Source organism: Tsukamurella sputi (assembly GCF_007858445.1).
Classification (GTDB): domain Bacteria; phylum Actinomycetota; class Actinomycetes; order Mycobacteriales; family Mycobacteriaceae; genus Tsukamurella; species Tsukamurella sputi.
The window spans coordinates 26,402-51,966 of sequence record NZ_VIGV01000001.1; the positions used below are offsets into that span (position 1 = coordinate 26,402).

The 25,565-nt window shown below is 71.0% G+C and carries 26 protein-coding genes; 15 read left to right on the plus strand and 11 right to left on the minus strand.

Annotation, left to right across the window (positions count from 1 at the left end; all coding sequences use genetic code 11):
• Positions 1-8: 8 nt before the first annotated feature.
• Complete coding sequence (locus FK268_RS00155; protein WP_158636001.1) at positions 9-1,046, minus strand: Lrp/AsnC family transcriptional regulator; 1,038 nt, start codon at positions 1,044-1,046, stop codon at positions 9-11.
• 114 nt (positions 1,047-1,160) lie between these two features.
• On the opposite strand from FK268_RS00155, the gene FK268_RS00160 reads away from it, so the two are divergent.
• From FK268_RS00160 to FK268_RS00190, 7 genes are read left to right on the plus strand one after another with little or no spacing between them, the layout of a single operon-like run.
• Positions 1,161-2,510, plus strand: coding sequence for a DUF3100 domain-containing protein (locus FK268_RS00160; RefSeq protein WP_166443434.1), 1,350 nt, complete (start codon positions 1,161-1,163; stop codon positions 2,508-2,510).
• Positions 2,511-2,539: 29 nt separating this feature from the next.
• On the plus strand, positions 2,540-3,763 hold the full coding sequence (locus tag FK268_RS00165) for an amidohydrolase (RefSeq protein ID WP_146430035.1): 1,224 nt from the start codon (positions 2,540-2,542) through the stop codon (positions 3,761-3,763).
• A 55-nt stretch (positions 3,764-3,818) separates the two neighbouring features.
• The gene (mptB, locus tag FK268_RS00170; RefSeq protein WP_146430036.1) at positions 3,819-5,615 is read left to right on the plus strand and encodes a polyprenol phosphomannose-dependent alpha 1,6 mannosyltransferase MptB; all 1,797 of its coding nucleotides are present in this window, start codon (positions 3,819-3,821) and stop codon (positions 5,613-5,615) included.
• Between the two features lie 6 nt (positions 5,616-5,621).
• Entirely contained in the window at positions 5,622-6,539 is a 918-nt protein-coding gene (locus tag FK268_RS00175; RefSeq protein ID WP_146430039.1) for an ABC transporter ATP-binding protein, read from the plus strand.
• Between the two features lies 1 nt (position 6,540).
• Positions 6,541-7,326 carry an ABC transporter permease gene (locus tag FK268_RS00180; protein ID WP_231706851.1) on the plus strand — a complete coding sequence of 262 codons (786 nt, stop codon included), beginning with the start codon at positions 6,541-6,543 and terminating at the stop codon, positions 7,324-7,326.
• Positions 7,327-7,365: 39 nt separating this feature from the next.
• Entirely contained in the window at positions 7,366-8,346 is a 981-nt protein-coding gene (locus FK268_RS00185) for a COX15/CtaA family protein (protein WP_146430040.1), read from the plus strand.
• On the plus strand, positions 8,343-8,636 hold the full coding sequence (locus FK268_RS00190) for a hypothetical protein (protein WP_231706852.1): 294 nt from the start codon (positions 8,343-8,345) through the stop codon (positions 8,634-8,636). Before FK268_RS00185 ends, FK268_RS00190 begins: the two co-directional genes overlap by 4 nt.
• A 33-nt stretch (positions 8,637-8,669) precedes the next feature.
• Here FK268_RS00190 and FK268_RS00195 read toward each other — a convergent pair whose 3' ends face one another.
• Complete coding sequence (locus tag FK268_RS00195; protein ID WP_146430042.1) at positions 8,670-9,239, minus strand: dihydrofolate reductase family protein; 570 nt, start codon at positions 9,237-9,239, stop codon at positions 8,670-8,672.
• Between the two features lie 87 nt (positions 9,240-9,326).
• Here FK268_RS00195 and FK268_RS00200 point away from each other — a divergent pair, with 87 nt between their 5' ends.
• Positions 9,327-10,292 carry a quinone oxidoreductase family protein gene (locus FK268_RS00200; protein ID WP_146430045.1) on the plus strand — a complete coding sequence of 322 codons (966 nt, stop codon included), beginning with the start codon at positions 9,327-9,329 and terminating at the stop codon, positions 10,290-10,292.
• On the opposite strand, the gene FK268_RS00205 is transcribed toward FK268_RS00200, so the two are convergent.
• The gene (locus FK268_RS00205; RefSeq protein ID WP_146430047.1) at positions 10,281-11,612 is read right to left on the minus strand and encodes an NADH:flavin oxidoreductase/NADH oxidase family protein; all 1,332 of its coding nucleotides are present in this window, start codon (positions 11,610-11,612) and stop codon (positions 10,281-10,283) included. The two genes, FK268_RS00200 and FK268_RS00205, sit on opposite strands and share 12 nt — an antisense overlap.
• A gap of 108 nt (positions 11,613-11,720) precedes the next feature.
• Between FK268_RS00205 and FK268_RS00210 the strand changes: the two genes are divergently transcribed.
• Complete coding sequence (locus tag FK268_RS00210; protein ID WP_146430049.1) at positions 11,721-12,287, plus strand: TetR/AcrR family transcriptional regulator; 567 nt, start codon at positions 11,721-11,723, stop codon at positions 12,285-12,287.
• Positions 12,288-12,300: 13 nt separating this feature from the next.
• Here FK268_RS00210 and FK268_RS00215 read toward each other — a convergent pair whose 3' ends face one another.
• Positions 12,301-12,921 carry a maleylpyruvate isomerase family mycothiol-dependent enzyme gene (locus FK268_RS00215; RefSeq protein ID WP_146430051.1) on the minus strand — a complete coding sequence of 207 codons (621 nt, stop codon included), beginning with the start codon at positions 12,919-12,921 and terminating at the stop codon, positions 12,301-12,303.
• A 10-nt stretch (positions 12,922-12,931) separates the two neighbouring features.
• Complete coding sequence (locus tag FK268_RS00220; RefSeq protein ID WP_146430053.1) at positions 12,932-13,912, minus strand: heme o synthase; 981 nt, start codon at positions 13,910-13,912, stop codon at positions 12,932-12,934.
• 305 nt (positions 13,913-14,217) lie between these two features.
• Here FK268_RS00220 and tkt point away from each other — a divergent pair, with 305 nt between their 5' ends.
• The 5 genes from tkt to pgl are packed head-to-tail and all read left to right on the plus strand — an operon-like array spanning position 14,218 to position 20,633.
• Complete coding sequence (gene tkt / locus FK268_RS00225; RefSeq protein WP_146430054.1) at positions 14,218-16,317, plus strand: transketolase; 2,100 nt, start codon at positions 14,218-14,220, stop codon at positions 16,315-16,317.
• A 7-nt stretch (positions 16,318-16,324) separates the two neighbouring features.
• On the plus strand, positions 16,325-17,431 hold the full coding sequence (gene tal, locus FK268_RS00230; RefSeq protein ID WP_146430056.1) for a transaldolase: 1,107 nt from the start codon (positions 16,325-16,327) through the stop codon (positions 17,429-17,431).
• 6 nt (positions 17,432-17,437) lie between these two features.
• On the plus strand, positions 17,438-18,958 hold the full coding sequence (gene zwf / locus FK268_RS00235; RefSeq protein WP_146430058.1) for a glucose-6-phosphate dehydrogenase: 1,521 nt from the start codon (positions 17,438-17,440) through the stop codon (positions 18,956-18,958).
• Positions 18,955-19,869: a glucose-6-phosphate dehydrogenase assembly protein OpcA gene (locus FK268_RS00240; protein ID WP_146430060.1), complete on the plus strand. Its 915-nt coding sequence runs from the start codon at positions 18,955-18,957 to the stop codon at positions 19,867-19,869. The genes zwf and FK268_RS00240 overlap by 4 nt, the downstream gene beginning before the upstream one ends.
• Positions 19,869-20,633, plus strand: coding sequence for a 6-phosphogluconolactonase (pgl, locus tag FK268_RS00245; RefSeq protein ID WP_146430061.1), 765 nt, complete (start codon positions 19,869-19,871; stop codon positions 20,631-20,633). Before FK268_RS00240 ends, pgl begins: the two co-directional genes overlap by 1 nt.
• 11 nt (positions 20,634-20,644) lie before the next feature.
• Here pgl and FK268_RS00250 read toward each other — a convergent pair whose 3' ends face one another.
• From FK268_RS00250 to FK268_RS00275, 6 genes are all read right to left on the minus strand, one after another.
• Positions 20,645-21,103: a GNAT family N-acetyltransferase gene (locus FK268_RS00250; RefSeq protein WP_231706853.1), complete on the minus strand. Its 459-nt coding sequence runs from the start codon at positions 21,101-21,103 to the stop codon at positions 20,645-20,647.
• Positions 21,100-21,792, minus strand: a complete 693-nt coding sequence (locus tag FK268_RS00255; RefSeq protein WP_146430063.1) for a VOC family protein — start codon at positions 21,790-21,792, stop codon at positions 21,100-21,102. Before FK268_RS00255 ends, FK268_RS00250 begins: the two co-directional genes overlap by 4 nt.
• Before the next feature lie 17 nt (positions 21,793-21,809).
• Positions 21,810-22,598, minus strand: coding sequence for a WXG100-like domain-containing protein (locus tag FK268_RS00260; RefSeq protein ID WP_146430065.1), 789 nt, complete (start codon positions 22,596-22,598; stop codon positions 21,810-21,812).
• Between the two features lie 136 nt (positions 22,599-22,734).
• The gene (locus FK268_RS00265; protein ID WP_146430067.1) at positions 22,735-23,043 is read right to left on the minus strand and encodes a type VII secretion target; all 309 of its coding nucleotides are present in this window, start codon (positions 23,041-23,043) and stop codon (positions 22,735-22,737) included.
• Positions 23,040-23,375 (minus strand): YbaB/EbfC family nucleoid-associated protein, encoded by a 336-nt coding sequence (locus tag FK268_RS00270; RefSeq protein ID WP_158636002.1) that lies wholly within the window; start codon positions 23,373-23,375, stop codon positions 23,040-23,042. The genes FK268_RS00265 and FK268_RS00270 overlap by 4 nt, the downstream gene beginning before the upstream one ends.
• An 82-nt stretch (positions 23,376-23,457) precedes the next feature.
• Positions 23,458-24,234 (minus strand): hypothetical protein, encoded by a 777-nt coding sequence (locus FK268_RS00275; protein ID WP_146430071.1) that lies wholly within the window; start codon positions 24,232-24,234, stop codon positions 23,458-23,460.
• A gap of 161 nt (positions 24,235-24,395) precedes the next feature.
• Here FK268_RS00275 and FK268_RS00280 point away from each other — a divergent pair, with 161 nt between their 5' ends.
• The gene (locus FK268_RS00280; protein WP_146430073.1) at positions 24,396-25,544 is read left to right on the plus strand and encodes an acyl-CoA dehydrogenase family protein; all 1,149 of its coding nucleotides are present in this window, start codon (positions 24,396-24,398) and stop codon (positions 25,542-25,544) included.
• Positions 25,545-25,565: the final 21 nt, after the last annotated feature.

Below are 25,565 nucleotides of genomic sequence, written 5' to 3' on the forward strand. Positions count from 1 at the left end.
AGGTCAGGCTAAGCTGAGCCCTCGCCGACCGATCGACCGTCGGGCGTGAGCCGTCGTCCGAGGTGCTTGATGGTGCGCAGGACCAGCGATCGGTCGACGATCGCTACGTCGGCGTCCGACTGTTCGATCACGGCCTCGACCCGCGCGACGTCGTCGAGGCCCGCCAGCCACATGGCAAGCACGATGTTGGACGTCCCGATCGACGTTGCGAGGAGCCGCACGTCCCGCAGCGTCGCGAGCCGGCGCAGCACGCGGTCGGTCGACCGCGCCGGCGAGCGCAGGAAGAACCACGCGTAGACCGGACGTTCCGAGTAGCGCCGCGCCACCTCCGTGCGGACCACGATCCCCTCCGCAGCCAGGACGGTATTGAGCGACGCGCGCGCCCGGTCGACGCCGATCCCGGCACGCGCGGCGAGGTCGGTGGCGCGGATCCGGCCGTCGGCGGCGAGCGCCGCGAGCACCCCGTCGAACTCCTCCCCCGACAGCGCCGCCCGCTGTCGGCCCGACGGACGCGGTATCGCCTCCAGCGCGGCCAGCTCCGGCTCACCGAGCATCCGTAGCCGCCACGACCTGGCATCGGAGGCGATCGACGTGACGACGTGGGTGCGCGAGCTCATCACGCCCTGCACGGCACCGAGACGATCGAGGAGGTACTCGCCCAGACGGTCGTCCCCCTCGACCGCGACCGTGATCACCAAGTCACGCCCGCCCGCCGTGACGTCGATCGTGATCGCCTCGACGTCGCCCGCCAGGTCGCGCGCGACTTCGAGGGTCCGGCCGGGCGCACACGACAACTCGACCAGCGCGACCACCGTGCGACGGGTGAAGCGGTACGCCGTGACCCACGCGTACCCGTCCTCGCGCAGGCGCGCCCAACGCCGCGCCGCGGTGACCGGATCGCACCCCAGGACCGCACCGATCCGCGACCACGGGGCACGGGGAACGACCTGGAGCGCGTGGACAAGGCGCAGGTCCTCGGTGCTCAGGCCGTCGCGATCCGGGACCGTGCCCTGGATCACTTCCGCGCTCGAAATCGGACCGACCACCGGTGAACCTGCGTTCATAAGCCTATTTTCACGGCTTTCCTGCGTACATGGATCGGATTCGTCCGAACCCCGGAACATCGTCTCCACCCTTCAGCCCCACCTGAAAGAACATCCATGGCACAGGCACAGCCGAGCACCACGATCCCGTCCGAGCCGCGCACCGGGTTCACCGCGCGGGACCTGTGGCTCCCCACCCTCGCGGCCCTAATCATCACTGCGGTCTTCCAGTTCATCGGGCCGTGGACCATCAGCCTCGGATTCGCGAAGATGACCGTCTATCCCATGGTGTGGGGCCTGATCGCGGGCGCGCTCGTCTCCGCGCAGCGACTCGCCCCGTTCACGCCCCGGATGTGGAAGGTCTCCGACCGTCTGATGGCCACCGCCGTCGCGATGCTGGTCACGCTGTTGGGCTTCACCATCGGACCGAACCTCCCCACACTGGCGAAGGCCGGCCCCGCCCTGCTGCTGCAGGAAGTCGGGCACCTGTTCGGCACCATCGCCCTGGCGCTGCCGATCGCGGTGCTGCTGCGCATGGGCCGGGCGACCGTCGGCGCCACCTTCGCGATCGACCGCGAGGCGAGCTTCGCGATCGTCGGCGGCAAGTACGGGACGGATTCGGAGGAGTACCGGGGCGTGATGTCGATGTACGTCTTCGGGACGATGTTCGGCGCCGTCGTCGTCGCGCTCGCGGCATCGACGGTGACCTCGTTGAACGTCTTCGACCCGCAGGCCCTGGCCATGGGAGTCGGCGTGGGCTCCACCTCGATGATGGCCGCCGGCCTCGCCGCGATCACCTCCGCGCATCCCGAGATGGCCGATCAGGTCAAGGCGCTCGCCACCACGTCGAACATGATCACGATGATCCTGGGCACCTACGTCGGCGTGTGGATCGCCCTCCCGCTGGCCGACAAGGTCTACCGCCTCCTGACCCGCAAGCGCCCCGACCACGCGGCGAAGGTCGCCGCCGAGGTGGCCGCCGCCCGCGAGGCTGGTGCCCCCATCCAGGCCGAATCGACCGACGTCGCCGTGAACGTCCCGCTCAAGGTCGCGATGCCGATCATCCTCGTCCTCGGCATTGTCACCGCCACCGTCGCGGCGAACCGATTCGACCCGCAGATCCTGCTCGGTTACACGCTGGTCGCCGTCGTCACGATGGCGGCGATCGGACTGGGCAGGGCCGCACGCGACCGGATCCCGATGATCATCTGGGCCAGCCTGATCGGCACCGCGTTGTCCAGCCCGTGGTCGCCGGTCCAACAGATCGTCGTACGGGCCGGTGCGTCGATCAGCTTTCTCTCGCTGTGCTGCGTCGTACTGACCTTCGGCGGCCTCGCGATGGCGCAGAACCTCCCCGCGCTGCGCCGGATCGGCTGGCGGATCGTCCCCGTCGGCACCGTCGCCATCATCGCCTCCTTCCTCCTCGCCACCGTCATCGCCGAGTTCGCTCTCGGCCTGTGGCACTGACCCGGACACGCCCGAAAGGACCACTCCCCATGACGATCACCACCGGAGCCGACCTCCGCGCGGCCGCAGCGGACACCGTGGCCGCCGAGCGCAGCACCCTGATCGACCTCTCGCACGACCTCCACGACCACCCCGAGCTCTCCTTCGAGGAGACCCGATCGGCCGGCGTCCTCGCCGACCTCTTCGAGGGCCGCGGATTCGCCGTCGAGCGGGGTGCGTACGGCATCGAGACGGCCTTCACCGCGGTGGTGGGCACCGGGCCCGTCAACGCCGTGCTGTGCGCGGAGTACGACGCGCTGCCCGGGCTCGGCCACGCGTGCGGACACAATGTGATCGCCGCGATCACGACCGGTGCCGCGCTGGCTCTCGCGCCGCTCACCGACGCTCTCGACATCACGCTCACGGTGCTCGGCACCCCCGCCGAGGAGCACGGCGGCGGCAAGGTCGAGCTCCTGCGCGCCGGCGCCTTCGAATCCGCGACCCTCTCGGCGATGGTGCACCCGATCAACGGCGACACCGAGGTCCCCGCGGAGGCCGTCACCATGCAGTGCGTCGACCGGTTCGACGTGGTCTTCCGCGGCCGCGCCGCGCACGCGGCCGCCGCTCCCGGCGAGGCGATCAACGCCGAGTCCGCCGCCGTGCTGGCCCAGACCGCCGTCGCCTTGTTGCGGCAGCACGTCCCGGACGGCATGCGCCTGTCGGTCGTGAGCAATGCCGCGGGCCGGGTCACCAACATCGTGCCCGCCGAGGCCGTCCTGTCCGCCGAGGTCCGCTCGGCCGACCTGGAACAGATGCTGGACGTCAAGCGCCGCATGCTGGCGTGCTTCGAGGGCGCCGCGATCGCGACCGGCTGCGGGTGGGAGCAGCGCCGCGCCGAACCCCGGTACCTCTCGATCACGCCCGATCTCCCGCTCGCGAAGGCCTGGAACGCGAACATCACGGCGCTCGGGCGCACGATCGCGCCGCCCGCGCACGGCCAGGGCGGATCGACGGACATGGGCAACGTGAGCCGCGTGGTGCCCAGCATCCACCCGATCATCACCATCCCGGACGCCGCCGGTCCCCCGCACACGATCGAGTTCGCCGCAGGCGCACGGACGCCGTCCGCCGACGCCGCGGTCCTGGACGCCGCGACGGCGCTCGCGCAGACGGTCGTCGACGCCGCGACGGACACCGGGACCCGCGCGGAGCTCCTGCGCCGCCAGGCCGCGCGCACGCCGGGCTCGACGATGATCGACCAGAACGCGGACTGACGCCGGACCCCGGACCGGGGCGTCATCGCGAGACGCACCGTCTACGCTTGCGGACGTGCGCGCTACCCCCTCCGTCCCCGCCCCCGTGCGCACGTTCGCGGACTACCTGGGCCTGACCAGGCCCGGGGGCGCACCGTCGAACACCTCCACGGAGGGCCCTGGCGGCACCGTGAACCGCCTGCACACCGACGAGCAGCAGTACCCGGACCTGAACCCGCAGGAGAAGCGGACCGTCCGGAGGATCGCGACCTTCGGCGGCGTCGGCGCCGTGCTCATCGCCTTCGGTGCGCTGGGCGTGGGCTCGTTCCCCGTGGTGCAGAACCCCATCGCCGGACGCCGGCTGATCGGGCTGATGTTCCGGATGCAGTCCACGGCGCTCACGGTGACCATGGTCGGCACCGCGATGCTGATGATCGCGTGGGTGCTGCTGCGCCGGTACACCATCGGCTACCTCAACCCGAACGCGCACGCCGAGCCCGCGCCGCCGCGCCGGCTCACGCGCCGCGGCTTCGACCGGATCCTCGCGTTGTGGGTGCTGCCCTTCCTGTTCGCGCCGCCGATGTTCAGCAAGGACGTCTACTCGTACCTGGCGCAGTCGGAGATCACGGCGCGCGGCCTGGACCCGTACAAGATCGGGCCCGCCGCGGCGCTGGGCATCGACCACGTCTTCACCCGCTCGGTGCCCAACATCTGGCGCGACACCCCGGCCCCGTACGGGCCGCTGTTCCTCTACATGGGTCGCGGTATCACCTGGCTCACCGGCGAGAACGTGGTCGCGGGCGTGGTCCTGCACCGAGTGCTCGCCCTCGTCGGCGTAGCGATGATCGTGTGGGCGCTCCCCCGGCTGGCCCGCCGCTGCGGCGTCAACGAGGTGGCCGCGCTCTGGCTCGGCGCAGCGAATCCGCTGGTGATCTTCCATCTCATCGCGGGCATCCACAACGAGGCCCTGATGCTCGGCATGATGCTGGTGGGCATGGAGTGGGCGCTGCGCGCGATCGACTCCGGCCTGCCCTTCCTGCGCGGTTTCACACCTACGCGGGCGGGCGGCCTCCTCACCGCGGGCGCCGCGATGATCGCCCTGTCGGGACTGATCAAGATCACCTCGGTCCTGGCCCTGGGCTTCATCGGCATGGCCCTCGCGCGCCGCCTCGGCGGGAGCTTCCCCAACATCGGCGGACGGCTGAAGGACTGGCGGACGGCGCTCGCCGAATGGAGGCCGAACGCCGGCCGCACCATGGTCGCGCTGGCGACCTCCGCGGGATTCCTGGTGATAGTCCTGGTGATCGTGGTGGTCGCGGTCTGCCAGACGACCGGCCTCGGCTACGGCTGGCTCGACGCGGGCACCCTGGGCACGGCCAACAAGGTCCGCTCGTGGCTGTCCATCCCGACGGTGCTGGGCCTGGGGGCCGGCCAGGTGGGCGTGCTACTCGGACTCGGCGACCACACGACGGCGATCCTCGCGATCACCCGTCCCATCGCCGCCGCGCTCGCTGCGGTGATCGTGCTGCGCATGCTCATCGCGACCCTCTCCGGCCGGATCCACCCCGTGGGCTCGCTGGGCATCTCGTTGGCGGCGCTGGTGCTGCTGTTCCCCGTCGTCCAGCCCTGGTACCTGCTCTGGGCCATCGTCCCGCTCGCGGCGTGGGCCACCGCCCCCGGATTCCGCCTGGCAGCCGTGATCGTCTCGAGCGTGATCTCCGTGATGCTCATGCCCAACGGCGGCGAGATCGAGCCCTACGTGATCGCCAAGGCCGGGATGTCGACGGTGGTCATCGTCGCGCTGGCCGTCTACCTGGCCTTCGAACTCCCCCGCCACCGCGAACGGCGCCGTCGCAGCGGCCGAGTAGTCTGACTTCCCGTGCCCGCACTGTCCGCGACCTCCGTCACCAAGCGATTCGGCGACGTCGTCGCCGTCGACGGACTCGATCTCACCGTCGAGCACGGCAGCGTTCTCGCCCTGCTCGGCCCGAACGGCGCCGGCAAGACGACCACCGTCGAACTGTGCGAGGGCTTCGACTCCCCCGACTCCGGGACCATCGAGGTCCTGGGACTGGATCCGGTGGCCGATGCCACGCGCCTCAAGCCGCGGATCGGCGTCATGCTGCAGGGCGGCGGGGCTTACCCGGGCGCGAAGACCGGCGAGATGCTGCGGCTCGTGGCCGCCTACGCCGCGAACCCGCTCGACCCCGACTGGCTGCTCTCCACTCTCGGCCTCACCGACGTCGTGAACGTCGGCTACCGCCGCCTGTCCGGCGGCCAGCAGCAGCGCCTCTCGTTGGCGTGCGCGCTGGTCGGCCGCCCCGAACTGGTCTTCCTCGACGAGCCGACAGCGGGTCTCGACGCGCAGGCGCGCCTGCTGGTCTGGGATCTCGTCGCCGCGCTGCGCCGCGACGGCGTCACCGTCCTGCTCACCACGCACCTGCTCGACGAGGCCGAGGCGCTCGCCGACCAGGTCGTCATCGTCGACCGGGGCCGTGCGGTGGCCACCGGCACGCCGGAGGAACTCACTCGCCGCGGCGCGGAGCACGAACTGCGCCTGACGGCACCGTCGGGCCTGGACACCGAGGCCCTCGCCGTCCGGCTGGGGACGGCGCACACGGTCTCGGTGACCGACGGTGGCTACCTGATCCGCGGAGCGGAGGTCACGCCGCGCATGGTGGCCGACGTGGCCGCGTTCTGCGCCGACGCCGATGCGCAGATCACCGACCTGCGGGTGGGGACGCGGACCCTGCAGGACGTCTTCCTCGATCTGACCGGCCGCGACCTGAGGGGATGACGTGACCCGAACCGAGCCCCGATTCGCCCCCGGCACCTTCCTGCCGAACCCCGAGGCGGCCCGCCCCTCGGCGATGCTGACGGCGCAGACCCGGATGGAGCTCACCCTCCTGCTGCGCAACGGCGAGCAACTGCTGCTCACCATGTTCATCCCGGTCGCCCTGCTCATCGGCTTCGCCCTCCTGCCCATCGGCGGCGATGCGACACGGATCGACGCCCTCGTCCCGGCCGTCATGGCAGTGGCCGTGATGTCGACGGCGTTCACCGGCCAGGCGATCGCCGTCGGCTTCGACCGGCGGTACGGCGCGCTCAAGCGGCTCGGCGCGACCCCGCTGCCCCGCTGGGGCGTCATCGGCGGCAAGACCCTCGCCGTGGTGCTGGTGGTGATCCTGCAGGCCGTGATCATCGGCGGTATCGGGCTCGCCCTGGGCTGGCGTCCGGACCCCGTCGGGCTGGTGCTGTGGGCGCCGATCCTCGCGCTCGGGGTCTTCGCCTTCGCCTCGCTCGGCCTGCTGCTCGGCGGCACGCTCAAGGCCGAGGTCGTGCTCGCGCTGGCGAACCTGTTGTGGTTCGTCATGGGCGCGATCGCCTCGCTCGTCGTGGTCCGCGAGCACGTGCCGGACGCCGTGCTGGTGATCGCGCGACTGTCCCCGTCGGGCGCGCTGACCGAGGCGCTGACCCGTGCAGCGGCCTCCGGCGCCGTCGACTGGCTCGGCCTGGCGGTGCTCGCCGCGTGGGGGGTCGTCGGCTCCGCCGCGGCCGTGCGGCTGTTCCGTTTCACCGGTTAGCCACTACAGCTCGTAGTAGCCGCTGGCGCCCCACGTACGATGATCGGCGTGTACCAGCTCTTCCTGCGCCTCGTCGACCGCCTGCCGCTCCCCAGCGTGAAGGCGCAGCAGCGGTTCGCGCTGGCCGCGCTGCTCTCCCAGGCGCTGATCGCCGTCACGGGATCTGTGGTGCGGGTGACCGGCTCCGGTCTCGGGTGCCCCACCTGGCCCAAGTGCTTCGACGATTCGCTGCTGCCGATCCCGCAGGACGAGGTCCCGTGGTGGCATCAGGCCATCGAGTTCGGCAACCGGCAGATCGCGGTGTGGATCGTGGTCACCACGTCGATCGCGATCGTCCTCGCCGTGACCCGGGCGCGGCGTCGCCGCGAGATCCTGGTCTACGCCTGGATCCTGCCCTTCTCCACCTTCGCGCAGGGCATCCTGGGCGGCATCACCGTGCTCACGGGCCTGCGCTGGTGGGTCGTCGGCGCCCACATGCTGGTCTCCTGCGCCATGGTCTGGATCGCCGCGACGCTGTACGCGAAGGTCGGCGAGCCCGACGACGGCGTCGAGGTCGATTCGGCGCCCGCCGGTGCGCGGCGGCTCGTCGCCGTGTCCGCCGTGGTCATGTCCTTCGTGCTCGCGGCCGGCGTGGTCGTGACCGCTGCGGGGCCGCACGCGGGCGATCGCACCAACCCGAAGGCCATCGATCGGCTCGACGTGTCGATCCCCGCGCTGTCGCTGACCCACGGCCTGCTGGTGGCGGCCTACGTCGCGATCCTGGTGGCGGCGGCCGTGCTCATCGCCCGCGGTCCGTCGAGCGAGGCGGTCCGGCGCCGGCTGCGGATCCTGTTCGTCGTGGTCGCGGCGCAGTCGCTCATCGGCGTGGTCCAGTACTTCACCGGCGTGCCCGCGCTGCTCGTGGTGCTGCACGTCGCGGGCGCGATGTCGGTGATAGCCGAGACCGCGATCCTCTACCGCCTGATGTCCGCGCGGGTGCTGCGCGGCTCGGACGTCGCGCCGGATAAGCTGGCGGCATGACTGATCAGGCACCCGGCAACGTCGTCTCCCGCCTGAAGGGCTTCGCCGCCAAGCACGACGGTGCGACCGCCGTGCTGCAGAACATGGGCGAGGAGGGCGTGCGCATCACCCTCGTCGGCGGCGACGGCGTGATGGGCGATCAGATCGTCGCGAACCCCGCACAGGCCAAGGACGCGGCCGAGAAGGCCGGTCTGGACACCTCCGAGTGGGACCGCGAGCTGGTCAGCAAGGCCACCACGGCGCCCGGCCACCACGAGCGGATGGCGGGCTACCGGGCGTCGTCCCGGTAGTCCACCCTCGCCACTCCCGCCCGCGGGCGCGGCTCAGGCGCGCTCGTACTGCGCCAGGATCACGCCGATGTCGAACGCGCGGTGCGAGACCAGCTTCCACTGCTGCGGTGCGAAGCCGCCGGCGAAGAGCGGCACCCCGTCGCCCGCGGTCACCGGATTGATCTTCAGCGCCAGCTTGTCGACTTCGGGCGCGAGCGTCGCGGCGAGCGCACCGCCACCGCACAGCCAGATGTCGCCGCCCTCCTCCTGCTTGAGGGCGCGCACGTGCTCGACGGGATCGTCGGCGACGATCTCGACCTCCGGGAAGTCCCCGGGCTGCAGCGACCGCGAGTAGACGATGGTTCGCAGGTGCGAGTAGGGATCCTTCACGCCCACGTCGGCGCCGATGCGGTAGGTGGTGGTGCCCATGACGACGGTGTCCCACTTGGTGAGCGGGGGCGTGATGCCCAGGGCCTCGTGCAGCCCGGTGGGCAGGCCGTCGCCCCACTCCTCGTTCATCTGCCGCGAGTACTCCTCGTCGACGGGGTAGAAGTCGTACTGGCCCTGCGGGCCGGCGATCCGGCCGTCCAGCGAGACGGCGACGTAGTACACGAGCGAACGCACGGATGGGACTCCTCGGTGCTGGGGACGGACGGCCGGAATGCGCGGCCGACGTCGACCCTGCCACACCGCGTGGGGTAGAGATGAATCATGCGCGCGATCACAGTGACCGAACACGGCGGCCCCGACGTCCTCGTCTACGGCGAGGCCCCCGACCCGGCGCCGGGGCCCGGCCAGGTGCTGGTGCGAACCTCCGCGGTCGGCGTGAACTTCATCGACACGTACTTCCGCGAGGGCATGTATCCCACTGCGCTGCCGTACATCCCGGGCAGCGAGGGCTCCGGCACGGTCGTCGCACTCGGCGAGGGCGTCACGGACCGCGCGGTCGGCGACGTGGTGGCCTGGTGCGACGGCCCCGGGTCGTACGCCGAGCTCGTCGCAGTCCCGGCGGACCGCACCGTCCTCGTGCCCGACGGTGTCGCGCCCGAGGTCGCGGCGTCCGTCCTGCTGCAGGGCATGACCGCCCACTACCTCACACACGACTCGCACCCTGTGCGCCCGGGCGACACCGTGCTCGTCCACGCCGGCGCGGGCGGCACCGGCCTGCTGCTGACCCAGATGGCGACGGCCCTCGGCGCGCGCGTCATCACCACGGTCTCGACCGACGAGAAGGAGCGGCTCTCGCGAGAGGCCGGAGCCTGGCAGATCCTGCGCTACGACGAGGAAATCGCGGCCCGCGTGCGGGAGCTGACCGACGGCGTCGGCGTGGCCGCCGTGTACGACGGCGTCGGTAAGGACACCTTCGAGGCCTCGCTGCTCGCGACCCGGCACAAGGGCATCGTCGTGCTCTTCGGCGCAGCGTCGGGCCCGGTGCCGCCCTTCGACCTGCAGCGACTCAACCCGCTCGGCTCGCTGTTCGTTCAGCGTCCCACGCTGGCGCACCACGTCGCGACGCCCGAGGACTTCGCCCGGCGCAGCACCGCGGTGCTCGACGGCCTGCGGGACGGCTCGCTGCGATTCACCGTCGGCGCGACCTACCCGCTGGCCGAGGCCGGGCGCGCCCACACGGACCTGCAGGCCCGCCGCACCACGGGCTCGGTGGCGCTACTCCCCTGACGCGACGCCGACCGCCGTGAGTGCGGCCCCGTCGGCCGGGCGGTCCGCGAGCCAGCGGCGGTAGCGGCCCAGGGCGCGGCGCACGACGACCAGGTCGCGCACCAGTGCGAGCGCGGGAAGCACACCGGGGCGCGGCTCCTTCCCCACGGCCATGCGCCGCAACTGGTAGCGCACCTGCGCCATGGAGGTCATCGACGCGAGGGGCTTGTTCTTCCAGGTCACGGGCCGCAATGCCCCGACGGTGCCGTTCCCCGCCCGCCAGCGGGCCGGCAGGTCGGGGGTGACGGAGAGCGCGGTGCCGATGCCCACGACGGCGACGTTCTCCGCGAGCACCGCCTCGGCGGTCTCGCGCCGGGTGATGCCGCCCGTCAGCATGAGCGGGATCTCGCTGGAAACGGCGAGGTCGGCGGCGAGCTCGAGGAAGTAGGCCTCGCGGGCCACGCTGCGGGCGTCGCCCGGGCGGCCGTCGGCCGCGGGCCGCGTGGCGCCCGCGTCGGCCTGTCCCGTGGCGCGGCCGGTCATCGCCGGGCTCTCGTAGCTGCCGCCGGAGACCTCCACGAGGTCGACACCGAGCGGGGCCAGCATCGCGATCACGGCCTGGGCGTCGGTGGCGTCGAAGCCACCGCGCTGGAAGTCGGCGGAGTTGAGCTTGACCGCCACTGCGAAATCGGGCGCGACCTCGGCGCGGATCGCGCGGACGATCTCGAGGAGCAGGCGCGCGCGGTTCTCGAGGCTGCCGCCCCACTCGTCGGTGCGGGTGTTGACCAGCGGCGAGAGAAACTGGGAGAGCAGGTAGCCGTGGGCGGCGTGCACCTCGACACCGTCGAATCCGGCTTCCTCGGCGCGGCGGGCGGTGGTCGCGAAGCGGGCGATGGTGGCGCGGATCTGCGGGACGGTCATGGCGACGGGGGTCGCGAACCGGTTCGACAGGGCACTGCCCAGGTCGACGGGCTTGGCGGACGGCGCCCACACGACACCGGGCATGTCCTTCTGGATCTGCCGGCCCGGGTGGCTGATCTGCATCCAGACGCTCGCGCCGTTCTCCTTGGCGGCGTCGGCCCACGCCCGGAAGGGCTGCAGCGGCGAGCGCGCGTCGAGCACGATCGCGCCGGGGCCGGTGAGCGCTTCGGCGTGCACCATCACGTTGCCGGTGATGAGCAGGCCCGTTCCGCCCGCGCCCCAACGCCGGTACAGCTCGACGGTGCGACCGTCGGGTGCCTGCTCGGCGCCGGCGATCCCCTCCTCCATCGCCGCCTTCGCGACGCGGTTGGGTAGCACCGCACCGGAGCGGAGCGTGAGTGGTGAGAACAGGTCGGGCATGGCGTAGCCTTCCGAAGACGCGATGTGAGCGGCGCTCACATCATGTGAACAGCGCTCACACTAGCCAGACATGTAAGCGGTGTCAACACGATGTTGTAGAGTGAACCCATGACCACGACCTACCACCACGGCGACCTGCCCGGCGCCCTGGTCAGCGCCGCCGTCGAGATCCTCGACGAGGAGGGCGGCGCCAACGACCTGTCGCTGCGCGCCGTGGCCCGGCGGGCGGGCGTCTCCACCGCCGCCCCCTACCGGCACTTCCCCGACCGAGGCGCGCTGATCTCCGCGGTCGCCGCCGTCGGCTACCGCGATCTCGCCGCCGCACTGACTGCTGCCGCGCCGGCACCGTCGGGCCCCGAGGACCTCGCCGACATCGCGATCGCCTACGTCGACTTCGCGCTGCAGCGGACCGGACTGTTCCGGGCCATGTTCGCCGAGCCCTGCGGCACCGACCCGGATCGGGTCGAGGCCGTCGAGGCGATCAAGGCCTATCTGACGGCCCTGATCCGCAGCACGCTGCCCGACGCCGAGTCCGAGGACACCGCCACCGCCGTGTGGGCGCTGGTCCACGGTCTCGCCTTCCTGCACCTCGACGGGAAGTTCGACGCCTCGTCCACCGACGAGGTGCATCGGCGTGTGCGCGCGACCGTCGAAGCGGCACTGCACATCGCCTGACGGTCCGCGGCGATCAGCGGGCCGCGAACTCCGCGAGGCCGTCGCCGGACAGCTCCGGCACGTACGCATCCCTCCCGGTCAGCGCCATGACCAGCGCCAGCGTGGACCCCGCGACCTCGGGGCCGGAACCCGTCGTGAAGTCACCGTCGGTCGCGCGGAGCCGCAACCCGCGGGCGCGCGACGCGGACGGCACCATCAGATCGGATCCCGAGTAGTAGCGCGCGAGCCGTGTGAGCGCCTCGACGGGGTAGTCGCGACGCAGGCCCGTCGGCCGACGGATGTCCTCGGCGTGGACAACGGACTCGCCGAGCATCGCCACGACCGGCACCGGCGCCTTCGTCCTGCTGGTCTCGACCGCGCGGAAACGCCGCAGGGTATCGGCCGCATCCTCGCCGAGGCGCTTGGCCAGACGCTGGGCCACGTTGGCGTCGAAGTCGAACCGGTTGCGGAGCACTCCCGCGAACCAGACGACGGGATTGTCCGAGGCGCCCGCGGTCAGGTGTGCCAGCACCTCGCGCACCGTCAGGCCCTCGCAGAGCGACGGGGCGCGCCACTGTTCCTCGGTGAAGTCGACCAGATCGTCGGCGAGCGCCGCGCGTTCGGCGAAGATCAGTTCCCAGAGGCGCGCGTCCATGCCGATCAGGCTAGTGTCCGAGCAGCTGCCAGACGGTGCTGTAGTTGAGGATCGAGTCCACCGACAGCGCGCAGAACAGCAGCGCCAGGTAGTTGTTCGACTGCAGGAAGACCTTCAGCGGCTTGATCTCCTGGCCGGCCTTGGTCTGCGTGTACAGCTTGTGCACCGCGTAGAGGAACCAGCCGCCGCACAGCACAGCGGCGATGGCGTAGACCAGGCCCGCGGCCGGGATCAGCACCAGCGTGGTGATCACGGTGGCCCAGGTGTACCAGACCATCTGTCGCGCGACGACGGTCTCGGGCGCGACGACGGGCAGCATCGGCACGCCGGCGGCCTTGTAGTCCTCCTTGTAGCGCATCGCGAGCGCCCACGTGTGCGGAGGAGTCCAGAAGAAGATCACGAGGAACAGCACGATCGCCGGCCACTCGACGGTGCCCGTGGCGGCCGCCCAGCCGACGAGCGTGGGCATGCACCCCGCCGCGCCGCCCCACACGACGTTCTGCGAGGTGCGGCGCTTGAGCAGCATCGTGTAGACGAACAGGTAGAACGCGATCGTGACCAGCACCAGCACCGCGGACAGCAGGTTGGCGCGCCACCACAGCCAGGCGAAGGACGCCACGGCCAGGACGATGCCGAAAATCAGGGCGTGCCGGACGGGCACCGCGTGCCGCGCGAGCGGGCGCCGCTCGGTGCGCTTCATCTTCTGGTCGATGTCGGCGTCCGCGACCATGTTCAGCGTGTTCGCCGATGCGGCCCCCAGCCAGCCGCCGAACAGCGTCGACAGGATGAGCGGGAGGTTCACGTGACCGCGGTCCGCGAGCAGCATCACAGGAATGGTCGCGACGAGCAGCAGCTCGATCACCTTGGGCTTGGTGAGAGCGATGTACGCGAGCACGGTCTGCAGCACGCGACCCGCGAACGTGGCGGGCACCGGTGCGGCTGCCGAGCGAGCGTCTGGGGTGTTCGTCCCGTGCCCGCCCTTGAAAACCATCTGTGCCGCACTCTCTTCTTCACGGGTCCGGGCGCAGCCGGACTCATCTTCTCCGCGGCCGGGGCTGACCGACCGCGGGCGCCGGGACTCGCGCCCCGCCGCGGGTCCGCGACCGGCGCCGACCCCTTCTACTACGACCCATGGTAGTCCTCCGGCTCCGCGTCGCCGAATCGGGTTCGTCACCGCGAATCTGCGCGCCGCCCGCCCGGAGACCTACCCGGTAGTTTCCGCAGACCGTGCATCGGCGCCGAGTAGGGTTCACACTTGAGCACGCACGCCCCCACGACCAGGAGAGTCCGCCAGCCGTGACCAGCACCGCCGAGATCCACGCCCTCACCACGCCGCACCATCCCGCAGACTGGACCGATCTCGACACGCGCGCGGTGGACACCGCCCGGGTGCTGGCGGCCGACGCGGTGCAGAAGGTCGGCAACGGCCACCCCGGCACCGCCATGAGCCTCGCTCCCCTGGCCTACACGCTGTTCCAGAAGGTCATGGTCCACGACCCGTCGGACACGCACTGGATCGGCCGCGACCGTTTCGTGCTGTCCTGCGGTCACTCCAGCCTCACCCTGTACCTGCAGCTGTACTTGGGCGGCTTCGGCCTGGAGCTCAAGGACATCGAGGCCCTGCGCACCGAGGGCTCGCTGACCCCGGGCCATCCGGAGTACGGCCACACCAAGGGCGTCGAGATCACCACCGGCCCGCTGGGCCAGGGCCTCGCGTCGGCCGTGGGCATGGCGATGGCCTCGCGCTACGAGCGCGGCCTGTTCGATCCCGAGGCCGCACCGGGCACGAGTCCGTTCGACCACTTCGTCTACGTCATCGCCTCCGACGGCGACATCGAGGAGGGCGTCACGTCCGAGGCGAGCTCGCTCGCCGGGACGCAGCAGCTGGGCAACCTCGTCGTCTTCTACGACGACAACAAGATCTCGATCGAGCACAACACCGACATCGCGCTGTCCGAGGACGTGGCCAAGCGCTACGAGGCCTACGGCTGGCACGTGCAGTACGTCGAGGGCGGCGAGAACGTCACCGGGATCGAGGAGGCCGTCGCGGCGGCCAAGGCCGTGACCGACAAGCCGTCGATCATCATCCTGCGCACCGTCATCGGCTTCCCCGCCCCGAACAAGATGAACACGGGCGGCGTACACGGCTCCGCTCTGGGCGCCGACGAGGTCGCCGCCGTCAAGGAGATCCTGGGCTTCGACCCCGCGAAGGACTTCGACGTGGCTCCCGAGGTGATCGCCCACTCGCGTGAGCTGATCAAGCGCGGCGGCGCCGAGCACGAGGCCTGGAACGCGCGCTTCGACGCCTGGGCCGCCGCGAACCCCGAGCGCAAGGCGCTGCTGGACCGGCTCGAGGCCGGGGCGCTGCCCGCGGGCTGGGACGCCGAACTGCCCACCTGGAGCGTCGAGGACAAGGCGATCGCGACCCGCGCCGCGTCGGGCGCCTTCCTCGCGGCTGCCGGCCAGACGCTGCCCGAGCTGTGGGGCGGCTCCGCCGACCTCGCCGGCTCGAACAACACCACGATCAAGGGCGCGGACTCCTTCGGCCCGACGTCGATCTCGACCGACGACTGGAACGCGCAGCCCTACGGCCGGACGCTGCACTTCGGCATCCGCGAGCACGCCATGGGCTCGATCCTCAACGGCATCGTGCTGCACGGCAAGACCCGCCCCTACGCGGGCACGTTCCTGCAGTTCGCGGACTACATGCGCCCCGCCGTCCGCCTCGCGGCCCTTATGGACATCGACCCGATCTACGTCTGGACGCACGACTCGATCGGGCTCGGCGAGGACGGCCCCACGCACCAGCCCGTCGAGCACCTCGCGGCGCTGCGCGCCATCCCCGGCCTCAACGTCGTGCGCCCCGCGGACGCCAACGAGACCGTGGCGGCGTGGAAGGCGACGCTCGAGCGCACGGGCGGCAACGGCCCCACCGGCCTGATCCTCACCCGCCAGGGCGTGCCGATCCTCGAGGGCACGTCGTCGGAGGGCGTCGCCCGCGGCGGTTACGTCCTGCAGGAGGCCGACGGTGGCTCCCCCGACGTGCTCCTCATCGGCACCGGCTCGGAGGTCCAGCTCGCGGTGCAGGCCGCGGGACTCCTCGCCGCGAAGGGCATCAAGGCGCGCGTCGTCTCCATGCCCTCGGTCGAGTGGTTCCACGCCCAGGACCAGGCGTACCAGGACAGCGTGCTGCCGCCCTCCGTGAAGGCGCGCGTCGCGGTCGAGGCGGGCATCGCCCAGTCGTGGTGGCGCATCGTCGGCGGCTTCGGCGAGGTCGTCTCGCTCGAGCACTTCGGCGAGTCCGCCTCCGACAAGGTCCTGTTCGCCAAGTACGGATTCACCGGCGAGAACGTGGCCCAGAAGGCCGAACAGTCCCTCGCCAACCTGAAGGGATAACCACACCATGGCTCAGAACCCGAATCTCGCAGCCCTGTACGAAGCCGGCGTCTCCGTCTGGCTCGACGATCTGTCGCGCGGCCTGATCGCGTCCGGCAGGCTCAAGGAGCTCACCGAGACCGATTCCGTCACCGGCGTCACCACCAATCCGGCGATCTTCCAGGCCGCCCTGTCCAAGGGCACCGAGTACGCGCCCCAGGTGGCCGAGCTCAAGGCCCGCGGCGCCGACGTGGATGAGACGATCCGCACCGTCACCACCGACGACGTACGCGCGGCGTGCGACGTGCTCGCCCCCGTCTTCGAGAAGACGGGCGGCGTCGACGGACGCGTCTCGATCGAGGTCGATCCCCGCCTCGCGCACGACACGGACGGCACTGTCGCCCAGGCGATCGAGCTGCACCGCATCGTCGACCGCCCGAACGTGCTGATAAAGATCCCCGCGACCCTGGCGGGCCTCCCCGCGATCACCCGCGTCATCGCCGAGGGCATCTCGGTGAACGTGACGCTGATCTTCTCGGTCGAGCGGCACCGGCAGGTCATGGACGCCTACCTCGAGGGCATCGAGGCGGCGGTCGCGGCCGGGAAGAACGTGGCGGACATCTACTCGGTGGCGTCGTTCTTCGTCTCCCGCGTGGACACCGAGATCGACAAGCGGCTCGAGGCCATCGGCACCGACGCGGCGCTCGCGCTGCGGGGCAAGGCGGGCCTGGCGAACGCGCGCCTGGCCTACGCGGCCTACGAGGAGATCTTCGGCGCCGCCCGCTTCGCCGCGATCGAGGGCGCCAACGTCCAGCGGCCGCTGTGGGCGTCGACGGGCGTGAAGAACCCCGACTACCCGGACACTCTGTACGTCGCCGGCCTCATCGCGCCGAACACGGTCAACACGATGCCGGGCGCCACCATGGAGGCGTTCGCCGACCACGGCGAGGTCGTCGACGGCACGATCCTCGGCCGCGCCGAGGACTCGGCGCAGGTCTTCGGTGACCTGCAGGGCGTGGGCGTCGACCTCGCCCAGGTCTTCGAGCTGCTCGAGACCGAGGGTGTGGAGAAGTTCGAGCAGGCCTGGCAGAAGCTGCTCGACGCGACGGCCGAGCAGCTCGCGGCCGAGGCCTAACTCCCGGTGACCTGGACGAACCCGCTCAGGGATCCCCGCGATCGTCGGCTTCCGAGGATCGCGGGGCCCTCGTCCCTGGTGATCTTCGGCGTCACCGGCGACCTCTCGCGGCGCAAGCTGATGCCCGCCGTGTACGACCTGGCCAACCGCGGGCTGCTCCCGCCCGGCTTCTCGCTGGTGGGCTTCGGCCGTCGTCCGTGGACCGATGAGGACTTCGCGGCGACGGTGCGAGAGGCTGCGAAGGCGCACTCGCGCACCGAGTTCCGTGAGGACGTCTGGGCGCGCCTCGCGGAGGGCATCCGGTTCGTGCAGGGCGCCTTCGACGACGACGACTCCTTCGATCGGCTCTCCGCCGCGCTCGAGGAGCTCGATCGCGCTCGCGGGACGGGCGGGAACACCGCCTTCTACCTGTCGATCCCGCCGGACGCCTTCCCGACGGTGTGCGAGCAGCTCAAGCGCTCGGGCCTCGCGGACCAGTCCCAGGGCTGGCGGCGCGTGGTGATCGAGAAGCCCTTCGGGCACGATCTCGAGTCGGCGCAGAAGCTCAACGCCGTCGTGAACGACGTCTTCCCCGAGCAGTCGGTCTTCCGGATCGACCACTACCTCGGCAAGGAGACGGTGCAGAACATCCTCGCGCTGCGCTTCGCGAACCAGCTCTTCGAGCCGACGTGGAACAGCCACTACGTGGACAGCGTGCAGATCACGATGGCCGAGGACATCGGCCTCGGCGGCCGCGCCGGCTACTACGACGGCATCGGTGCCGCCCGCGACGTGATCCAGAACCACCTGCTCCAGCTCATGGCGCTGATCGCGATGGAGGAGCCGACGAGCTTCCATCCGGCGGAGCTGCAGGCCGAGAAGATCAAGGTGCTCTCGGCGACCTCCCCCGTCGAGCCGCTCGCCGAGACCTCGGCGCGCGGCCAGTACGGTCCGGGCTGGCAGGGCAGCGAGAAAGTCGTGGGCCTGCTCCAGGAGGAGGGCTTCAGCGAGACCTCCACGACGGAGACCTACGCCGCGATCACCGTCGAGATCGCCTCGCGGCGGTGGGCCGGCGTGCCCTTCTACCTGCGCACCGGCAAGCGGCTCGGCCGGCGCGTCACGGAGATCGCGCTGATGTTCAAGCGCGCCCCGCACCTGCCCTTCGACGACACCATGACCGAGGAACTGGGCCAGAACGCGCTGGTCATCCGGGTGCAGCCCGACGAGGGCGTGACGCTCCGGTTCGGCTCCAAGGTGCCGGGCAGCTCCATGGAGGTCCGCGACGTCAACATGGACTTCAGCTACGGCGAGGCCTTCACGGTGAGCTCACCCGAGGCGTACGAGCGGCTGATCCTCGACGTGCTGCTCGGCGAGCCCTCACTGTTCCCCGTGAACGCCGAGGTCGAGCTGTCCTGGAAGATCCTCGACCCCGTGCTCGCCCTGTGGGCCGAGGGCGGCAGGCCCGAGGAGTACGAGTCCGGGTCGTGGGGTCCGGCATCGGCCGACGCGATGCTGGAACGGACCGGAAGGACGTGGCGCCGACCATGATTCTCGATCTGCCGGACACCTCCACGCAGGACGTCTCGAAGCAACTGGTCCGCCTGCGCGAGTCGGGCGGCGCCGTCACCCTGGGCCGCGTCCTGACCCTCATCATCTCGGCCGAGGAGGGCGAGCCCACCGAGAGCGCGATCGAGGCGACCAACGCCGCGTCGCGCGAGCACCCGTGCCGCGTGATCGTGGTGGCGCGCGGTCCTCGCGCCGAGCGTACCCGCCTCGACGCGCAGATCCGCGTGGGCGGCGATGCGGGCGCGTCCGAGGTCGTCGTGTTGCGCCTGTTCGGCGAGCTGGCCGATCACGGCGCCTCGGTGATCGTGCCCTTCCTGCTGCCGGACACCCCGGTCGTCGCCTGGTGGCCCGGCGCGGCGCCCGCGGTGCCGTCCGCCGACAAGGTGGGCGCACTGGCGTCCCGACGGATCACCGACGCGACCGCCACCGACGATTCGGTGTCGGTGCTGGCACGTCGCCGCGACGGTTTCGCACCGGGTGATTCGGATCTCGCGTGGTCGCGGATCACCCCGTGGCGGGCGCTCCTGGCGTCCGCGCTCGACCAGCCGCCGTTCGAGGCGATCACCTCCGCGGTGGTGACGGGACCGTCGAACAGTCCCGGCATCGACCTGCTCGCCGGCTGGCTGCGCGCGCAGCTCGACGTGCCCGTGCGGCGCCGCGCCGGCAGCTTCGAGGTGCAGCTCGATCGCGCGAGCGGGCCGCTGCGCCTGGAGTTCGACCAGAACTCGACGGCCGTCCTGGTGCGGCCGGGCCAGCCCGACGGCCGCGTGGCGATCCGCCGACGGGACGTGGCCGACTGCCTGGCGGAGGAACTGCGCCGGCTCGACGACGACGACATCTACTACACGGCGTTGGGCGGCGTGTCCGACGTGGACCGATCGGAGATGCCCTGATGACCGCACCCAATCCGACCGTCCGCCGGTTCGACGATGCCGCTGCCCTGGTCGCGGCGGCCGCGGACGACGTGGTCGCGGTCATCGAGCAGGCGCAGGCGGAACGGGGCTTCGCCTCGATCGTCCTGACCGGCGGCACCAACGGCAACGCACTGTCGGCGGCCCTGCGCGAGAAGGTGATCGACTGGTCGCGGGTCGACGTCTTCTTCGGCGACGAGCGGTTCGTCGCCGGCGACGACCCCGACCGCAACGTGCTGCAGGCGGAGGACGCCCTGCTCTCCCACGTGCCGATCCCCGACGCGAACGTCTACCGCTACCCCGCCTCCGACGAGTTCAGCGGCGATGGCGAGCTGGCGGCCCGGGTCTACGCGAAGCGCCTCGCGGACAACGCCGCCGCCCGCGGCAATGCGGTGACGGCCGGCGTGGGCACCGTGCCCCGGTTCGACGTGCACCTGCTGGGCATGGGCGGCGAGGGCCACATCAACTCGCTGTTCCCGCACACCGACGCGGTCCGCGAGCTGGACGCCACCGTGGTCTCGGTGCAGAACTCCCCCAAGCCGCCGCCGCGGCGTCTGACGCTCACGCTGCCGGCGGTCGCCGCTGCGCGGCGGGTCTGGTTCCTCGTCTCGGGTGCCGACAAGGCGGAGGCCGTCGCGGCCGGCGTCGGCGGCGCCTCGCCGGAGGACTGGCCCTGTGCCGGCGCGCACGGCGCGCAGGAGACCGTCTGGTACCTCGATGGTGCCGCCGCCTCGCAGCTGCCGTAACGGTCCGGGGCTCACCGCACCCGGTCAGGGGACGGGGCGACGAAGACGTGCATGCCCTCGTCGACGCCGCGATCCGTCCACCCCTGCGCGGTGAAGAAGGCGTGCGCGCGACGATTGTCCTCCATCACGTAGGTCGTCCACCGGCCACCGTCGCGAGCGGCGGGGTGCCCTTTCCACGCCAGGACCGCGGACAGCGCGCTCGCACCGAGGCCCGTTCGGCGGCGTCGGGGATCGACGGCGAAATCGGTGATGGCGTGATCGTTCTCGTCATCGCCCCAGACACACCCGACCAACGCCACGGGGCTGCCCGACTCCTCGACCACGAGCTCGACGCCATCGTGCTCGCTGAGCACGTGGTCGAGCCACTCCAGGTCGAGGGGGCCGAGTTCCGCGTTCAGCTCGGCGTCTCGGAACCATTCCTCGATCCAGGTCCAGTCCGAGCGCACGAGTCGCCGCACGACGAGCGTCATCGCTGCTCGATCACGATCGTCGGGACCCCCAGTGCGGGGTCCTTGACCGTCGCGACGCGGGTACCCGGCTTGGCGCCGCGCCGCACGTCGCCCATCGTGATCCCGTGGTCGGTCAGGCGGGCGTGCGTCGCATCCGCGTCGACCGTGCGCCAGGCGAGACCCCACAGCGCGTCCGGGCCGGTGGGGTCGACACCGTCGCCCTCCTGCAGGATCACCTCGACGAGGAGATCGCCACGCCGGAAGAAGAGCTGGTGCACGCCCCAGGACTGCACGCGGTCCAGCCGGAGGTCGAAGTCGAGGCGGCCACTGAGGGTCGCGATGATCCGGTCGCGGTTCGGCGAGGTCAGCACCACGTGGTCCACGCCGGTGATCTCCGCGCGGGGCTCGGTACCGGGTTCCGCCGGTGCGGCGAATCCCAGCGCGAGTCCGGCCGCCGCACCGACGAACCCGGCCTCGACCGCGGTAAGGGGCAGGCCGCGTCGTTCGACGAGCGTCGCCGCCGCGGCGGCGTCGTCCGCGGCCACGAGCAGCCCCGGCCCCTCGGCCCACGACGGTGCGCCGACGGCCACATCGATCCCGCCCGCGGTGTACCGCGCCGCGGCTTCCGTGCCGAGGAGCCGCGCATGCGCGTCCCGCGCCTCGGCGGGAACGTCGAGGATGACCAGATCACGTGCTTCAGCGGTGCCCACCCCGCCATCCTGCCGTATCAGGCCGACGTCGGTGTCGCCGCGGCACCGGCGGCCCAGCCGTCGCCGGCGATCTTCAGCCCACTGCCGATTCCCGTGACCGCCCACTCCCGCGCGGATGTCGTGACCGGCGATCCGCCGGCGATCGATGTGGCCGCGTTCACGGCCGGCTGCCAATTCACGCCGTTCGTCGCCGCGCGCAGCGACCGTGTCGCGGACGTGAGGTCGGACATCTTGGTCGCGACGGTCTTGAGCTTGGCGCCCAGTTTCTGGAGAAGCCGCGAGAACTTCTGCGCCGTCATCGCCGCGCGGTACAGGACGGTGTTCGTCGCGGTGACGACCGACGCGCCCGCCGTGGGCACCGACGCCGCCGCGCCCGCGGCCACCGTGGCGACGACCCAGACGCAGAGCTTGGACAATTCGTCGCGGATCGTGTTGCGCACCTCCAGAACGAAGGACCCCGCCGCGGCGAGCCCGCCCGCGCTCTTCGCCGCGGCCGCGCTCAGGGCGTCGCTGATCGTGGAGAGCGACTCCGTGGCCTTGCGGTACGCGTCGCCCGCACTCGACTCCCAGCTGTCGGTGGTGACGGAGGCGGCGCTGCGCACGTCCTCACCGACGGAGACGAGCGCCTCGCCGACCTTCGACTTCCATTCCTCGCCGACTCGCTCGATCTCTTCCGGATTCCCCGAGACCGCATCCAGGGCGTCCTTCAGGAAAGGGACGTGCTCGATCACCCATCCGACGCCCGACGCGGCGAAGTAGCCGATCGGGTCCTCCACGACCGCGGCGACTTCCGAGGCGCCTCCCACGATCGCGGCGAGGACGCTGCCCCCGCTCGCTTCACCGTCGAGGGCGTCCGCGGCCGCGGTAACGAGGTCCCCCCCTGCTCGGCGATCGGGACGCCGGCGACCGCGCTTCCGATCATCGAGAGCGGACCGTCGCCGCTCATGCGCCGCCCGCCCGGTTCACGCCGGTCGCACCCGCACCGTCCGTCACCTGGTACGCGTCGATCGTCTTACGACACCCGGACACGTTCTTCGCGATGTCCGTGCTGTGCGTCTTGATCGATTCCTCGGTCGCGGCCAGCATGTCGTTGACGACCGACGCGAACCACCCGAACGCCGCACCGTAGTCGCCGTCCCCCACGCGCAGCGACGCCGCGCTCGCCACCGCATTCACACGGCTCGCGATGCGATCGAGCCTCGCCGCGTGCGCCTCCATCGCGACCGGATCCAGACTCAGATCGTCGATCACGGTGCGCCTCCCCCGGTGTACTGCTCCCAGAAGTCCAGATCCGGATAGAACTCGGTGGCGATCGAGTGGACCTCCCTGGCCGCGGCCTTGTCGGCCAGGGAGGCCGCCGTCATGATCTCCGCGCTCAGAGCCTCCCCCGAGAGCTCCTCAGCGCGTCCTGCGATCACCACCCCCGTGAGCCGTCCCCCCATTCCGACGGTGACCCGCACGTCCCCACGTGCGGCCGTCCCCGTGCCCGATACTCGGGCCAATCGCTCACGGACCTCGTGTGCCTGCTCGAACGTCTTCTCCGCCCCCGCGGCGTCCGACCAGAACTGCGGTGTCGTCTCCAACTTCGTCCCCCGATCGTTGTTGGTAGACGCACCGGCGGGGCGTTCGGTTCCGACAATCTGTCCTCGCAGCTCAGAAGACCTGTCAGGCCCGCGGGCGCCATTGACGCCGGTTCACCACCGCGGCGCCGATCACCATGCACACGGCCCAGACGACCACGCCCGTCGCGACCGCCCCGACGGCCTGGTGCACGTGCGCGAAGGGCTGTACTCCGGGCGCCCGCCGGTGCACCGACCCGACGCCCGGCAGGTGGCTGCGCCGCCCCTGCGCCGGAACGAGCACCCAGAGCAGCATGTAGGGCACCGCGACCGAGAACAGCCTCCAGGCCGTGGCACGGAGGTCACGCCGCTCCCGCCACCATGTCAACGGGCTCGCGATGACGACGGGGAAGAGCGCGGCGACGATCGAGCTGAGCCCGAGCCACACGCAGATCTGCAGGATCTCGGAGGCGATCGCCGCCGGTGTCGCACCCGCGTGCCCGCTGATCGGGACCAGCACCGCGGTCACCAGGAAGACCGGGCCGCCCAGCGCGAGGAGCAGGGTGAGGTTCCGCGCGACGAGGACCGCCAGCCCCTCCCGGAAGCCGGTCGGCGCGGCCCGGTCTCCGGCACCGACGGATCCTGGCGCGACCTGGTCGCTCAGCATGTTCGTCGTGACCGAGTCGGCGAGGATGAAGGTCACGAAGTACACCACGATCACGGGGACCTCGGACCGGTCCGTGTACTCGAGCGGGTCGACGACCAGCCACGCCACGGCCAACACGAGGTTCAGGACGAGCCCGATCATGATCCGCCGCAGCACCCGCGCCTCGTACCGCGCAACCCGACGCACGGCCCCACCCGTCCGCGCGATCGTCTGCACGATTCCGATGATAGTGAGGGCACGCCGATGCCGCGCCGATGGTCGGCGCTGACCAGCACGTTAACGAGTAATCAGTCATGCGTGCTTGTTTTCGTCGAGACGGTTCTGATTAAGTGGTGCTCAACAAGCCCGCAGAACCCCTGCAGAAAGGTGGTCACCCCATGGCCGCACGCCGCCGCTCGAGCTGGATGAACGAGGAGCTCGACGCCCTCCGCGACCTCGCGGACAAGTTCCTGGCCAAGGAGCTCACCCCCAACATCGAGAAGTTCGCCGAGCAGCACCACGTCGATCGCGATCTGTGGAACAAGGCCGGCGAGCTGGGCCTGCTGTGCCTGTCGATCCCCGAGGAGTACGGCGGCGGTGGCGGCGACTTCCGCCACGAGTCGGTGCTCATCGCCGCGCAGGCGCAGGCCTTCGACACCAGCTGGGGCGTCTCGCTGCACAACGGCATCGTCGCGCACTACATCCTCGCCTACGGCACCGAGGAGCAGAAGAAGACCTGGCTGCCCAAGATGGCCTCCGGCGAGGCCGTCGGCGCCATCGCGATGACGGAGCCCGGCACCGGCTCGGACCTGCAGAACGTCAAGACGCGCGCCATCAAGACCGGCGACGAGTACGTCATCAACGGCAGCAAGACCTTCATCACCAACGGCCAGCAGGCCGACATCGTGGTCCTGGTCTGCAAGACCAACCCCGACGAGGGCGCCTCCGGCATCTCGCTGATCCTGGTCGAGGCCGACCGCGAGGGCTTCCGCAAGGGCAACATCCTCAACAAGATCGGCCAGAAGGGCCAGGACACCTCGGAGCTCTTCTTCGACGACGTCCACGTCCCGGTCGAGAACCTGCTGGGCACGCAGGAGGGGCAGGGCTTCTACCAGCTCATGCAGCAGCTGCCGCAGGAGCGCCTCATCATCGGCCAGGCCTGCGTCGCCGGCATGGAGGTCATCTTCGAGGAGACCTTGCGCTACACGAAGGAGCGCGAGGCCTTCGGCCGCCCCATCTTCGGATTCCAGAACACCAAGTTCAAGCTCGCCGAGGCGCTGACCGAGACCACCATCGCGCGGGTCTTCGTCGACGACTGCATCGAGAAGCACGTCAAGGGCGAGCTCGACATCCCGACCGTCGCCATGGCGAAGTGGTGGACCTCGGATCGCGCCCAGGAGGTCGCGTCCGAGTGCCTGCAGCTGTTCGGCGGCTACGGCTACATGGCCGAGTACCCGGCGGCGCGCTTCTGGGTCGACAACCGCGTCCAGATGATCTACGCCGGCACCAACGAGATCATGAAGGAGATCATCGCGCGCACTCTCTGAGCGCGTGAGATCCCCGGTGCC